Origin of the sequence: Lysobacter changpingensis, from assembly GCF_017308985.1 — a bacterium.
GTDB lineage: Bacteria > Pseudomonadota > Gammaproteobacteria > Xanthomonadales > Xanthomonadaceae > Lysobacter_J > Lysobacter_J changpingensis.
On the sequence record NZ_JADWPE010000006.1, the window covers coordinates 194,945 to 207,615 of the forward strand.

The window sequence follows — 12,671 nt, forward strand, 5'->3', positions numbered from 1 at the left end:
GCCTCACCGGAGCGTGTCATGAGCGAGAACACCTGTGCCGTCTGCGATTACCCGCTGGACGAGAACCGCGTGGAAGTGACCATTGGCGGTCGCGCCGTCGAAGTGTGCTGCGAGGAATGCGCGCAGAAGCTCCGCGAAGCCGGGCAGGGCGCGTGATGGACACCGGCACGTTCCTCGCGTCGCGCCGCACCGTGCGCACGCCGTCGGGTCTGATCAGCCATGTCGAGCGCGGCCAGGGACCCGTCGCGCTGTTCGTGCACGGCGTGCTGCTCAACGGCTATCTGTGGCGGCATCAGCTGGAGGCCCTCTCCGATGTCCGCCGCTGTATCGCCGTCGACCTGCTCGCGCATGGGTACACGGAGACGGACGACGCGCAGGACGTGTCGGTGACCGCCAACGCGCACATGCTGGCGCAGTTCCTCGATGCGTCGGACATCGACCGCGTGGACCTGGTCGGCAACGATAGCGGCGGCGGCATCTGCCAGATCTTCGCCGCGCTGTATCCACAGCGCCTGCGCAGCCTCACGCTGACGAACTGCGATGCGCACGACAACTGGCCGCCGGAGCCATTCCAGCCCTTCGTTGCGATGGTGGCGGCCGGCGGCCTGCCGGACACGATCCGCGCGATGCTCGCCGACAAATCGGTGTATCGGCAGGCGCTGGCGCCGGCCTATGAACGTCCGCAGGACGTGTCGGATGCGACCATCGACGCCTACCTGCAGCCGTTCGTGAGCCAGCCCGGCCGGCTCGCGCAGCTGGAGCGCTTCGTCAATGCGTTCGACTGCGATCACACACTGGCCATCGAGGACGGACTGCGACGCCTGCAGGTCCCCACGCTGATCGCGTGGGCGACGAACGACGTGTACTTTCCCGTGGAGTGGTCGCACTGGCTGCGCAAGACCATTCCCGGCACAACGCGACGCGTCGAGTTCGAAGGCGCGCGTATCTTCTTCCCGGAGGAACGCGCGGCGGAGTTCAACCGCGAGCTGCGCGCGCACCTGGCGGCGGCGCTCGAACCCGAATCGCGAACCGGTACCGGCGCTGCAGCGTAGGACGAAGCCATGCATCTTCACCAAACTTCACCGGACGCGCCGATCGTCGTGTACGGCGCGACCGGCCACACCGGACGCTTCATCGTCGCCGAACTGCTGCGTCGGGGCCGCACGCCCGTGCTGTGCGGCCGTGACGTGGTGCGGCTGGGTGAAATGGCGCGGGAACATCCGGGCGTGGTGTGCCACGTCGCCGCCATCGATGACGCAGCCGCACTCGACGCTGCACTGCACGGTGCATCCGCGCTGATCAACGCCGCCGGTCCGTTCCTCGATACCACCGAACCGCTGCTGGACGCGGCGCTGCGCAACCGGCTGCACTACTTCGACACCAGCGCCGAACAGGGTGCGGCGGCGCACGTGTTCGGACGCGATGCGCAGGTACGCGAAGCCGGGATCGTCGCGATGCCTTCGGTGGCGTTCTACGGCGCGTTAGCGGACCTGCTCGCCACCGCGGCGATGGACGAGTGGGACGACGCTGATTCCATCGACATCGCCGTCGGTCTCGACGGCTGGCATCCGACTCGCGGAACGCGCATCACCGGCGAGCGCAATCGCGCCGTGCGCTGGATCGTGGACGACGGCGAGCTGCGGCCATTGCCCGATCCAGCGCCGACGCGCGAGTGGAACTTCCCGCCGCCATTGGGCACGCAGGAAACGGTCCTGCTGACGCTGTCTGAAATCGTGTCGATCATGCGTCACCTGCGCAGCCGGCGGGTGCATTCGTACATGAACCTGGCGCCGTTGCGGGACCTGCGCGATCCATCCACGCCGTCGCCAGTGGCTTCGGACGAGCGCGGGCGGTCGTCGCAGCGGTTCGTGCTGGATGTGCGCGTGCGGCGCGACGGCTACACGCGGTTGGCGATGGCACAAGGTCGCGACATCTACGCGGTGACCGCGCCGCTCATCGTGGAAGCGCTGGAGCGTGTCCTCGCCGGCGAGGTTCAAGAGCCGGGCGCTTGGACCGCGGGCGAGGTGTTCGATGCAGCGCGCTTCCTTGGCGCGCTGGCGCCGGAGCATTTCGATCTGACGCTTGAGTATGAAGACGAGGAGAGCGAAGAAACTTCAGAGGCGTGATGCGGCGCCCTCGCTCGTACGCCCCTCCGCGGAGATCTAGCGGTGAACGCCCGCCTTCGCTGCAACGAAGCCTTTGTAGGCCGGGCAAGCGAAGCGCACCCGGGTTTGAAGCCGAGACGGTCAAAAGCCCCGGGTGCGCTGCGCTTGCCCGGGCTACAGACGCTGGGCGGCGGGAGCCGCAACGGACGAAACGGTGACCCAGCGAACCACGCTTATCGACGCGGCTTCACGTATCCGCCCACATCCGGAACAGATTCGTCCGCAACGATTCCAGCAACACCTGCAATCGCTGGCGATCGCCCCCACTCGCCGCCAGCGCGCGCGCTTCCTCCAGCTGCACCAGCAGTTCGCGGCAGTTGCTGTCGGCGACCCAGCTCTGCAGCCACGTGATCGCGGCGACGCGCACGCCACGCGTCACCGGCGTGACCCGGTGGATCGTCGTGGACGGATACAGGATGGCGCTGCCCGGCTCGAGCTTGTACGACAGCTCCTGCGCGCCCAACTGGATGGTCAGCTCGCCACCGTCGTATTCGGACGGATCGTTGAGGAACACCGTGCACGACAGGTCGCTGCGGATCGGCGGGGTCGAGGGAAACAGCGCCTCGTCGACGTGCCAGCCATAGTTCATTCCCGGCTCGTAGCGCACGACGGTGGTGCGCGCCATCGTGCGCGGCTGCGCGAACACGCGCAGCTCGCCGTAACGCATCAGCGCGTCACGGGCGATCAGCGCGATCCGCTGGTTCGCCGGATCGTCCTGCGGCGCCTGCAGGTTCTGCTTGATCGTCGAGTCCGGATTGGTGATCCGCCCGTCGCTGAAACGCACCTGCGGCAGCAACTCGCGCACCGCCTGCAGTTCCGCGGCGGAGAGCACGTTGGGCAGGATCCGGATCATGACGGTGCGCTCGGCGGTGGTGGCGGCCATCATCGGCATTCAGCCGGGGGCCGGCAAGCGCGCGGCGCGCTCACGCTGCTTCAACGATGGCTTGCCGACACTGGATTCCGTTTCCGCGATGGGTGCCCACCATGACGAAGCTGACTTCGATCCCCGAACGCGCGCTCGACCTGGCCTCGATGGTCGGCGACAACCTGCGCCACGTCGGCGAGAACCTCCGCCACTCGGTGCCCGCGGTCACCCACCACGCCAGCGAATGGCTCGGAACGGGCGCCAAGTTGGGCGCGCTCAAGGGCGGCGCCCGCGTGGCCGGCGGTTTCGTCCGCCGTAATCCGGTGCTGATCGCCGCCGCCGTCGCCGGCGCGGGCCTGCTCTGGTACGCGGCCAAGCGCCGCGCACGCCGGGCCGAAGAGGAACTGGAGGCGCAGGAGGCGATCGAGGGATCCTCGCGCCGTGTCGAGGCCCGCCGCGGCACCGGTCGTCGGGCGCCGATCCCGCGCCGGACGTCCGCGTCGCGTCAGCAGTCGCGCGTGGAGCATTGATACGCCGCGCCGTATGCCGCTTCCGCTGCTGTGCTGCGGATTGACGGGGACGCGTGCCGTGTCCGCCCTTCCTGACGCGGATCAGACAGCTCGCCTCCATTCAGGCGAACGATCCCGGCGCTGCATTACGTCGGCGGTGGGAAGCGCACACCAGTGGCGCGAACGCGCAAAGCCGAAAGGGTTCCAGCTTTCGCTGGAATGACGGCGACGTGGTCGCAGAGAGTGCCCATGCGTTGCGGGCCTGGATCCAGGCCTTCGCCAAGTGACGGTGAGTGGTCGCCGGTGAGGGTGCCTGCGCGTGAATCCCGGCTTTCGCCGGGAGGACGGAATCCACGCGGCGCGCTGGCGCGCGGTTTACATGAAGCCGATTCCCGATCCTGAGCGCGAGCCCGTCGCGTCCCGCTGGCTTTGTCGCGCTGGCCACCATCACCAGCCTCGCCGCCTTACCGCCTCACGCCAACGCAGTCACCGGCGCTTCCGGAAGCTCGATGATGAAGCGCGCCCCACCGTTGCGGCGCGCTTCGTACCACAGCTGCCCGCCGGCGCGCGCGACGATGCGGCGGGCCAGCGACAGGCCCAGGCCGCTCGACAGGCCGTCGTAGCGCGGGTCGTCGTGCAGGCGCACGAACGGCTTGAACAGTTCCTTCTCGCGCTCCGGAGGAATGCCGGGGCCGCGATCGGCCACCACCAGCTGCCAGTACCCCGGCGCGCCCGCGCGTGCGGTGAGCAGCAGTTCGGAATCGGGGGCGTACTTCATCGCGTTGGTGACGAGGTTCTCGGCGACCTGGCGCAGCACGCGCGGATGGATGTTCACCTGCGCCGCCGATTCGGGCAGGCGCAGTTCGGCGCGGATGCCGCGCGCTTCCAGCTGCATCTCGTAGCGCTTGTGCAGCCAGCGCAGCGTTTCGACCAGGTCGGCGCGAGTGGCGCTGGCGGCTTCGTCGGCGCGCTTGTCGGACTGGCTTTCCAGGTAGTGATGGATGTAGCCGAGTGCGTCGTCGGCGCTCTCGTGGATCATCTCGAGGTAGCGCGGCACGCGCTCGGCCTTGCACAGCCCGCTGCGCAGCAGCTCGGCGGCGAACACCACGCTGCTCAGCGGATTCTTCAGGTCGTGCGCCACCAGGTTGACCAGCTCCTCGCGCTCGCGGGCGACGCGTTCCAGGCGATCGCGCGTGAGCTTCAGGCCGACGTGCGCGTTGACGCGCGCCAGCAGTTCCTCGGGCAGGAAGGGCTTGGTGACGTAATCGACCACGCCCGCGTCGAAGGCGCGCAGCAGCAGGTCGCGGTCGTGGGCGGCGGTGACGAACACCACCGGCACCTGCAACGGACCGAGCTCATGCAGGGCGGCGAGCACGTCGAAGCCGTCCATGCCGGGCATCATCATGTCGAGCAGGATCAGGTCGGGCGGGCTCTCGACGTAGCGCTGCAGCGCTTCCTCGCCGGAGCTGGCGGAGACGACTTCGTAGCCCTGCCGGGCCAGCAGCGTGCCGACCACGCGCAGGTTCACGTTCTGGTCGTCGACGACCAGGATTCGGCCCGAATTGCCAGCGGCTACGACCATGCTGCTTCCGTGTCCCCGGGGCAGCGTCGACCCCCTTCGCGCCGCGGATTCATTGGGACAAACGGTATCAGAAAGGCGGGCGATTGCGTGCATGGCGTCCCCCTGTGCCGGGCCGGTACCGCGTCGGCCTCGTAAGGGCGGGACCGCGACGTCCTGTCGCGGTTCGGTCGCCCCGCCGGCTAGAACGCATCGCATCATGTGTCCCCCTACTCACGATCCGCCCCATGCAGCCCATCCTCCGTCCCCTCGGCCGAACCGGCCTGCGCGTCGCCCCGTTCGCCCTGGGTGGCAACGTGTTCGGCTGGAGCGCCGACGAGGCCACGACCTTCACCCTGCTGGATGCTTTCGTCGACGCCGGCTTCGACCTGGTCGACACCGCCGACTCGTACTCGTACTGGGTGCCCGGCAATCAGGGCGGCGAGTCGGAAGCGCTGCTGGGACGCTGGTTCCGCCGCAGCGGCAAGCGTTCGCGCGTGACGCTGGCGACCAAGCTGGGCAAGTGGGAACGCCACCGGGGGTTGGCGCCGGCGACGATCCAGGCGGCGGTCGAAGGCTCGCTCAGGCGCCTGCAGACCGACGCGATCGATCTCTACCAGGCGCACGAGGACGATACGGCGACGCCGCTGGCCGAGACACTCGGCGCGTTCGCGCGGCTGATCGAACAGGGCAAGGTGCGCGCGATCGGCGCGTCGAACTACACCGCCGCGCGACTGGGCGAAGCGCTGGACGTGGCCGAGCGCCACGGCCTGCCGCGATTCGAGACGCTGCAACCGGAATACAACCTCTACGCGCGGGCCGGATTCGAAGCCGCGCTCCAGCCGTTGGCGCGCGAACGCGAGGTCGCGGTGATCCCGTACTACGCGCTGGCGAGCGGCTTCCTCACCGGCAAGTACCGCAGCGAGGCGGACGTGGGCAAGAGCGCCGCGCGTGCCGGCGCGATCGGCAAGTACCTCAATCCGCGCGGGCTGCGCATCGTGCAGGCGCTGGACGACGTGGCCGCCGACCTGCGCGCCACGCCCGCGCAGGTGGCGCTGGCCTGGCTGATGGCGCAGCCGACGATCGCCGCGCCGATCGCCAGCGCAACGTCGCTCGAGCAACTGCACGAACTGCTCGCGGCGGCGCGGTTGTCGCTCAGCGAAGCGCAGCTGGCGCAGCTGGATGAGGCGAGCCAGGAGAGGAACGAGTAGCGGGAAACGACAACACGTGAGCGCCGACTTTCCGTTCCCTTTTCCCGTGCCTTTCGCATGACATCACCATCGAACACCTCTTCCCGCCGCATCGGCCTGGCGATGGCCGCGACCGGCGCCATCCTGTTCTCGGCGAAGGCGATCCTGGCGAAGTTCCAGTACCGCTACGGCGTCGACTCGCTCGACGTGCTCGCGCTGCGCATGCTGCTGTCGCTGCCGCTGTTCGTCGCGCTGGGCGTCCGCGAAACGCGCCGGCCCGACCATGCGCCGATGAGCCGCCGCGATTTCGGCCTGATCGTGATCCTCGGCGTGCTCGGCTACTACCTGTCGAGCCTGCTGGATTTCTGGGGGCTGGAGTACGTGCCGGTCTCGCTGGAACGGCTGATCCTGTTCCTCAATCCGACGTTCGTGCTGCTGATCGGCGTGTTCGCGTTCAAGCGCCGCGTCGCACGCCGCGAATGGCTAGCGCTCGCCGTCAGTTACGCCGGCGTGTCGCTGGTGTTCGTCGAGAGCCTGCGCGTGCAGGGCGAGCACATCCTGCTGGGCAGTGCGCTGGTGCTGCTGGCGGCGCTGAGCTACGCGCTGTACCTGTCGATGTCCGGCCAGCTGATCAAGCGCATCGGTTCGCTGCGGCTGGTGGCGTATGCGATGACGATCTCGACCGCGGCGACGCTCACGCACTACCTGGTCGCGCGCGATCCCTCGCATCTGCTGGAACTGCCCGCGCCGGTGTACGGGCTGGCGGCGATCAACGCGTTCTTCTGCACCTTCCTGCCGGTGACCTTCACGATGGGCGCGGTGGCCCGGCTCGGTGCCGGCACGGCCGCGCAGCTGTCGGTGCTGGGGCCGGTGTCCCTGGTGTTCCTCGGCGCGTGGCTGCTGGGCGAGCCGATCACCGCCGTACAGCTGGTCGGCACCGCCGTGGTGCTCGGCGGCGTGCTGCTGCTCACGCGGCCGGGGGCGAATTCGGTGCCCGTCGCGGAAACGGCGCACAACGCGCCGGAAGACAGCGATGCCCAGAGGACCGGGACGCGCTAGAGCCGCGCGGCCTACAGCCTGCGCCACTGCCCCGGCGCCAGCCCGTCAAGACGATGCGGCCCGATCGCCACCCGCACCAGCCGCAACGTCGGCAGCCCGACCGCGGCCGTCATGCGCCGCACCTGTCGGTTCCGGCCTTCGCTGATGACGATTTCGAGCCACGCATCCGGCACCGTCTTGCGGAACCGCACCGGCGGATCGCGCGGCCACAGCGCCGGCGTGTCGATGCGGCGCGCCTTGGCTGGACGCGTCGGCCCATCGTTGAGCTGGACGCCGCGCCGCAGCGCCTCGACCTGCGCGTCGGACGGATCGCCTTCCACCTGCACCCAGTACGTCTTGGGTTCCTTGTGGCGCGGATCGGTCAGCCGGTGCGCGAGCGCACCGTCGTCGGTGAGCAGCAGCAGGCCTTCGCTGTCGTGATCGAGCCGGCCGGCGGCGTAGACGTCGCGTGGCAGCCCGAACTCCGCCAGCGTCCGTCGCGGCGGCGTGCTGCGGTCGGTGAACTGGCAGAGCACGCCGTAGGGTTTGTTGAGGGCGATGAGCATCTTCAAGCCCCTCTCCCTGCGGGAGAGGGGCTGGGGTGGGGGGCGGCGAAGTGGCGCGGCCGGCACTCGTCGTACCGGCTTCCGAACCGGGTGGATTGGAATGGGAACAGCGTGGGTTACGGCTTCACGAACCGCATCGTCATCCGATCGCTCTCGCCGATCGCCTTGTAATTCGCGTCGTCCTTCGCGTCGTGCTGGTTCGACGGCGGCAGCGTCCACACGCCGTTGGGATGATCGGCGGTGTCCTTCGCGTTGGCGTTGATCTCGCTCTTCGCATCCAGCTTGAAGCCGGCCTTCTGCGCCAGCTCGATCACCAGCGCCTCGGTGAGGTAGCCGGAGGTCTTCATCTTCTCGATGTCCGTGCCCGGCTTGGCACGATGGTCGACCAGGCCCAGCGTGCCGCCCGGCTTGAGGACGTCGAAGAACGCCTTGAAATACGCGTCCGCCGTGCCGTCGTCGACCCAGTTGTGGGCGTTGCGGAAGGTCAGGACCACGTCGGCCGAACCGGCGGGACCGAAGTCCGGCGCCTTCGGATCGAAGTTCTGGACCTTCGCCTTGCCGTACACGCCGGTGTCGGCGAGCCGCCTGGTCATCGCCTCGCTCTGGCGGTAGCGGTACTGCGGCTGGTTCGGGATCGCGGGGTCGTACATGGCCGCGACGTACTGGCCGCCGTTCTTCAGGTACGGCGCGAGGATCTCGGTGTACCAGCCGCCGCCGGGGGTGATCTCCACCACCGTCTGGTCGGGCTTCACGCCGAAGAAGGCGAGCGTCTGCGCCGGATGGCGGTACTGGTCGCGCAGCACGTTCTTCGGATCGCGCGCGGACGAGGCCACCGCAGCCTGCAGCGCCGGGTCGGCGACGGCGGTTGCGGCGGCCTTCGGCGCGGGCGTTGCCTGCGCGAGGGCATCGGCGTTGACGACGAGCAGGGCGGGGACGAGTGCGGCGAGCAGCAGGCGCTTCATGCGGATCTCCATGCGGATGGGCCGTGAACGGGCGGCCAGACTAACGCCAACGAAGTGGCGGCCACCATCAACGGACGGCACGGGGCCGGGCTTTGGGTGCAGCTTTCGAAGGCGTTTTCGCGGCGGACTTCGCGGCCGGCTTGCGACCGGACTTGCCGGCCGGCCTGCGCGCGCCGGGCGTGGGCGGCGTCATCGCGTCGCTGGCCGCGTACACGGCCGCTTCCTCCAGCAGCCAGTCGCGGAACCGCGCCAGGCCGCGGTGATCGCGCGAACGCGGCGGATACACCAGGTAGTGCGCGAACTCGGTCTTCAGGCGTTCGTCGAACAGTTCGACCAGCCGCCCGGCCTCGATCAGCGGCCGGGCCAGCGTCACGCGTCCCAGCACGATGCCCATGCCTTCGGCCGCGGCGCGATGCAGGTTCTCCGAATCGTCGAAGATCGCCACGAAACGCGCCGGCGGCGAGCCGCCGAAGCGCGCGAACCACTCGCTCCAGCGACCGCCCGGCGCGCCGAGCAGCGGGAACTGGTCGAGGTTGGCGAGCGTCGGCCGGCCGAGGCGTTCGATCAGCGCGGGGCTCGCGGTCGGGGTCATCCAGTCGTCGAACAGGTGCACCGCTTCCACGCCCGGCCACTTGCCCGGGCCGAAACGGATGCCGGCGTCGATGGCCATTTCGCGCGAGAAGTCGATCGGATCGACGTTCGATTGCAGGCTGATCTCCAGCTGCGGATGCGCGGCGAGGAAACGCGGCAGCCGCGGCACCAGCCAGCTGGAGGCGAAGGAGGGCATCAGCGTCACCGCGAGCGCGTCGTCGCGGCGCACGCGGCGCGGCGCGAGCGCCAGTTCGATCGCTTCCAGGTGCGGCGCGATGCGGTCGTACAGCACCTGGCCGTGTTCGGTGAGCTTCACCCCGCGCGCGCCGCGCACGAACAGGCGGCGGTCGAGGCGTTCCTCGATCGCGCGGATCTGGTGGCTCAGCGCACTCACGGTCAGGTGCATGGATTCGGCGGCACGGGTGAGGTTCCCCGCGCGCGCGGCGGCGATGAAACCCATCAGGGCCTGCAACGGCGGACGGCTCATTCGACCTCCTCCCGGCAACGGCGCCTCTTGAAGCGGATTCAACACTGGCTTGCAGAACCGTCGCTTTTTCGGGCTCCGGCGCGGGCGTATCTTGCAACGCACTCAAGGAAGTTGTCCACGCCACGCAGGCCGCCGCACACCGGGAGTAACGCCATGAACGTGTTCACCAACCTCTTCTTCTCGCAGGGCCAGCAGGCCCGGCCGCATCCGTTCGACGAGGGCGACGATCGCTACGCGCACGGCTACGGCAACCGCATCGCCTCGGCGCGCGTGTTCGCTCCGCTGGGCCATGCCAGGTCGGAGCGCCCGGACGATGCCGCTTCGCTCGCGTTCGACGCCGAGCTGGCGCTTGGCGGTTGCGGCTGAGGCAAAACCACCGCCGACCGCGAAGTTCCCCCGCTTCAATCTCCAGGCCTTTTCCCCAGCGCCGCGTCCCACCGCGGCGCTTTTCTTTTCCTGTCCGACGAACGGACCTCACCGGCCCGGCTCGCGCGGGCGATTGTTTGCCCCAGGTGAAGGGCCTACAATCGCGAACGATTCTCATTCGTTGGCGAGCCGGCGTCGTGGACCCGGTGTTCCCGGGACGGGCGCCAACCTTACCCACAGGTCCCCGATGCAATCCCACCGTTCGTCCGTCCGGTCGCTGCCGGTCTCGATCCGCCACGCCCTCGCGCTCGCGCTGCTCGCCGGCGCGGCCATGCCTGCTTCCGCACAGGACAGCGCGACCGACCTCGATTCCGTCGAAGTCCGCGCCCCCATCGCCCGCACCGCCGGCACCGCGACCAAGACCGACACGCCGATCCGCGAGATCCCACAGTCGATCTCGGTCGTCACCGACCTGCAGATGAAGGAGCGCGCGATCCACGGCATCGAGGAAGCGATGTGGTTCACCGCCGGCGCGCAGGGCGGTGGCTACGGCGGCGATCCGCGTTCGGACTGGCTGCTGCTGCGCGGCTTCACCCCGGCGCGCTACCTCGACGGCCTGGCGCTCGCCGACGGCAGCGGCACCGGCATCACCCGCATCGAGCCTTACGGCCTGGAGCGCGTGGAAGTGCTCAAGGGCCCGGCGTCGGTCGCCTACGGCGCGATGCCGCCGGGCGGCATGGTCAATTACGTGAGCAAGCGTCCGACCAGCGAAACCCTGCGCGAAGTCGAGGTGCAGGTCGGCAGCTACGACCTGTTCCAGCTCGCCGGCGATTTCGGCGGCAAGCTCACCGACGACGGCGTGTGGACCTACCGCCTCACCGCGCTGGCGCGCCAGAGCGACGACCAGGTCGATTTCGTCCATGACGACCGTTATTTCATCGCGCCCGCGCTGACGTGGAAGCCGGACGAGGCGAACTCGCTGACCCTGCTCGCGCGCTGGCAGAAGAACGACACCGTCGCCGGCGCCGGCTTCCTGCCGGCCGAAGGCACGCTGCTGCCGAACCCGCACGGCCGCATCCCGCCCAACCGCTTCACCGGCGAGCCGGGCTTCAACAACTACGACAAGACGATGTCGTCGCTGGGCTGGGAGTATTTCCATGACTTCGGCGGCGGCGCGACGTTCCGCCAGAACCTGCGCTACGGCGTGACGGAGATCGATCCGAGCACTTCGGTCGGTGCGTTCGGCCTGCTCGCCGACCAGCGCACGCTGATGCGCTACCTGTGGAACACCGAGGAAGAGAGCAGGAACTTCGGCGTCGACAACCAGCTGCAGTTCGACTTCGCCACGGGCGCGGTCGAGCACACGCTGCTCACCGGCCTGGATTTCCGCCGCGCTCGCAACGACTACGCGTCGGCCTTCACCTTCGAAGGCGCACCGACGCTGGACATCTTCGAGCCGGTGTACGGCGCGCCGATCGTCGAGCCCGACTTCACCTCGCGCACGCGCCAGACGCAGTCGCAGTTCGGCCTGTACGCGCAGGACCAGATGAAGGTCGACCGCTGGGTGGTCACGCTCGGCGCGCGCCAGGACTGGGTCGGCACCGACACCCATGAAGTGATCGGCGGCACGCAGTCGCACCAGAGCGACGACAAGTTCTCCGGCCGCGTCGGCGTGAACTATCTCTTCGACAACGGTTTCGCGCCTTACATCGGCTGGTCGCAGTCGTTCCAGCCCACGGTGGGCACGGACTTCTTCGGCAACGCGTTCGTGCCGACCACCGGCGAGCAGACCGAAGTCGGCATCAAGTACCAGCCGGCCAGCAACCGCATCCTCGCCACGCTCGCCGCGTACGAGCTGGTGCAGGAAAACACGCTGGTGGTCGATCCGAACCACACGCTGTATTCGATCCAGCAGGGCGAGACGAAGGTGCGCGGCGTGGAGCTGGAAGGCCGCTGGAACCCGGGCAACGGCCTGAGCGTCTACGGCGCCTATACCTACACCGATTCGGAAGTGACCCAGTCCACCGATCCGCTGTCGATCGGCAAGGAAATCCCGTTGCAGCCGGAGAACGTGGCCTCGCTCGGCGGCGATTACACCATCACCTCCGCTCGCGGGCCTGGGCTTCGGCGCGGGCGTGCGCTACACCGGCGCGCACTACGGCGATGCGTACAACGACTGGCGCACGCCTTCGTACACCCTGTTCGACGCGTCGGTGCATTACGACATCGGCGCGTGGCGCCTGCAGCTCAATGCGCAGAACGTCGGCGACAAGGAATACATCGCCACCTGCAACAGCGCGACGTGGTGCTACTACGGCTACCCGCGCACGGTGACCGCGACCGCGCGTTACCAGTGGTGACCTGACGGATCGAC

At 68.8% G+C, this 12,671-nt stretch carries 12 protein-coding genes and 1 pseudogene; 8 read left to right on the forward strand and 5 right to left on the reverse strand.

The features are described from left to right. Nucleotides 1-18: 18 nt before the first annotated feature. From I4U41_RS14885 to I4U41_RS14895, 3 genes are read left to right on the forward strand one after another with little or no spacing between them, the layout of a single operon-like run. Nucleotides 19-156 (forward strand): hypothetical protein, encoded by a 138-nt coding sequence (locus I4U41_RS14885; protein WP_206861956.1) that lies wholly within the window; start codon nt 19-21, stop codon nt 154-156. Beyond that, nucleotides 156-1,052, forward strand: coding sequence for an alpha/beta fold hydrolase (locus I4U41_RS14890; protein WP_206861957.1), 897 nt, complete (start codon nt 156-158; stop codon nt 1,050-1,052). The genes I4U41_RS14885 and I4U41_RS14890 overlap by 1 nt, the downstream gene beginning before the upstream one ends. A gap of 9 nt (nt 1,053-1,061) precedes the next feature. Further along, on the forward strand, nt 1,062-2,126 hold the full coding sequence (locus tag I4U41_RS14895; RefSeq protein WP_206861958.1) for a saccharopine dehydrogenase NADP-binding domain-containing protein: 1,065 nt from the start codon (nt 1,062-1,064) through the stop codon (nt 2,124-2,126). Between the two features lie 226 nt (nt 2,127-2,352). On the opposite strand, the gene I4U41_RS14900 is transcribed toward I4U41_RS14895, so the two are convergent. Continuing rightward, complete coding sequence (locus tag I4U41_RS14900) at nt 2,353-3,048, reverse strand: Fe2+-dependent dioxygenase (protein WP_206861959.1); 696 nt, start codon at nt 3,046-3,048, stop codon at nt 2,353-2,355. Nucleotides 3,049-3,149: 101 nt separating this feature from the next. Between I4U41_RS14900 and I4U41_RS14905 the strand changes: the two genes are divergently transcribed. Next, the gene (locus I4U41_RS14905) at nt 3,150-3,560 is read left to right on the forward strand and encodes a hypothetical protein (RefSeq protein WP_206861960.1); all 411 of its coding nucleotides are present in this window, start codon (nt 3,150-3,152) and stop codon (nt 3,558-3,560) included. 451 nt (nt 3,561-4,011) lie between these two features. Here I4U41_RS14905 and I4U41_RS14910 read toward each other — a convergent pair whose 3' ends face one another. Next, nucleotides 4,012-5,121 carry a hybrid sensor histidine kinase/response regulator gene (locus I4U41_RS14910; protein ID WP_206861961.1) on the reverse strand — a complete coding sequence of 370 codons (1,110 nt, stop codon included), beginning with the start codon at nt 5,119-5,121 and terminating at the stop codon, nt 4,012-4,014. Between the two features lie 224 nt (nt 5,122-5,345). Here I4U41_RS14910 and I4U41_RS14915 point away from each other — a divergent pair, with 224 nt between their 5' ends. Next, the gene (locus I4U41_RS14915) at nt 5,346-6,308 is read left to right on the forward strand and encodes an aldo/keto reductase (protein WP_206861962.1); all 963 of its coding nucleotides are present in this window, start codon (nt 5,346-5,348) and stop codon (nt 6,306-6,308) included. A gap of 57 nt (nt 6,309-6,365) precedes the next feature. After that, nucleotides 6,366-7,346, forward strand: coding sequence for a DMT family transporter (locus tag I4U41_RS14920; protein WP_206861963.1), 981 nt, complete (start codon nt 6,366-6,368; stop codon nt 7,344-7,346). A gap of 11 nt (nt 7,347-7,357) precedes the next feature. Here I4U41_RS14920 and I4U41_RS14925 read toward each other — a convergent pair whose 3' ends face one another. From I4U41_RS14925 to I4U41_RS14935, 3 genes and pseudogenes are all read right to left on the reverse strand, one after another. Beyond that, the gene (locus tag I4U41_RS14925; RefSeq protein ID WP_206862120.1) at nt 7,358-7,891 is read right to left on the reverse strand and encodes a pseudouridine synthase; all 534 of its coding nucleotides are present in this window, start codon (nt 7,889-7,891) and stop codon (nt 7,358-7,360) included. Between the two features lie 116 nt (nt 7,892-8,007). Next, nucleotides 8,008-8,853 carry a class I SAM-dependent methyltransferase gene (locus tag I4U41_RS14930; protein ID WP_206861964.1) on the reverse strand — a complete coding sequence of 282 codons (846 nt, stop codon included), beginning with the start codon at nt 8,851-8,853 and terminating at the stop codon, nt 8,008-8,010. A gap of 133 nt (nt 8,854-8,986) precedes the next feature. Then, nucleotides 8,987-9,931 (reverse strand): annotated as a pseudogene (locus I4U41_RS14935) (LysR substrate-binding domain-containing protein); the annotation flags it as partial. Nucleotides 9,932-10,084: 153 nt separating this feature from the next. On the opposite strand from I4U41_RS14935, the gene I4U41_RS14940 reads away from it, so the two are divergent. Next, complete coding sequence (locus tag I4U41_RS14940) at nt 10,085-10,297, forward strand: hypothetical protein (protein ID WP_206861966.1); 213 nt, start codon at nt 10,085-10,087, stop codon at nt 10,295-10,297. Nucleotides 10,298-10,544: 247 nt separating this feature from the next. Then, nucleotides 10,545-12,662: a TonB-dependent siderophore receptor gene (locus tag I4U41_RS14945; RefSeq protein ID WP_425492595.1), complete on the forward strand. Its 2,118-nt coding sequence runs from the start codon at nt 10,545-10,547 to the stop codon at nt 12,660-12,662. The last annotated feature ends 9 nt before the right edge of the window (nt 12,663-12,671 follow it).

Coding starts and splice junctions, on each gene's coding strand:
- I4U41_RS14885 (WP_206861956.1), top strand. CDS start 19: ATGAGCGAGAACACCTGTGCCGTCTGCGATTACCCGCTGGACGAGAAC.
- I4U41_RS14900 (WP_206861959.1), bottom strand. CDS start 3,048: ATGGCCGCCACCACCGCCGAGCGCACCGTCATGATCCGGATCCTGCCC.
- I4U41_RS14895 (WP_206861958.1), top strand. CDS start 1,062: ATGCATCTTCACCAAACTTCACCGGACGCGCCGATCGTCGTGTACGGC.
- I4U41_RS14930 (WP_206861964.1), bottom strand. CDS start 8,853: ATGAAGCGCCTGCTGCTCGCCGCACTCGTCCCCGCCCTGCTCGTCGTC.
- I4U41_RS14940 (WP_206861966.1), top strand. CDS start 10,085: ATGAACGTGTTCACCAACCTCTTCTTCTCGCAGGGCCAGCAGGCCCGG.
- I4U41_RS14915 (WP_206861962.1), top strand. CDS start 5,346: ATGCAGCCCATCCTCCGTCCCCTCGGCCGAACCGGCCTGCGCGTCGCC.
- I4U41_RS14905 (WP_206861960.1), top strand. CDS start 3,150: ATGACGAAGCTGACTTCGATCCCCGAACGCGCGCTCGACCTGGCCTCG.
- I4U41_RS14925 (WP_206862120.1), bottom strand. CDS start 7,891: ATGCTCATCGCCCTCAACAAACCCTACGGCGTGCTCTGCCAGTTCACC.
- I4U41_RS14910 (WP_206861961.1), bottom strand. CDS start 5,121: ATGGTCGTAGCCGCTGGCAATTCGGGCCGAATCCTGGTCGTCGACGAC.
- I4U41_RS14945 (WP_425492595.1), top strand. CDS start 10,545: ATGCAATCCCACCGTTCGTCCGTCCGGTCGCTGCCGGTCTCGATCCGC.
- I4U41_RS14890 (WP_206861957.1), top strand. CDS start 156: ATGGACACCGGCACGTTCCTCGCGTCGCGCCGCACCGTGCGCACGCCG.
- I4U41_RS14920 (WP_206861963.1), top strand. CDS start 6,366: ATGACATCACCATCGAACACCTCTTCCCGCCGCATCGGCCTGGCGATG.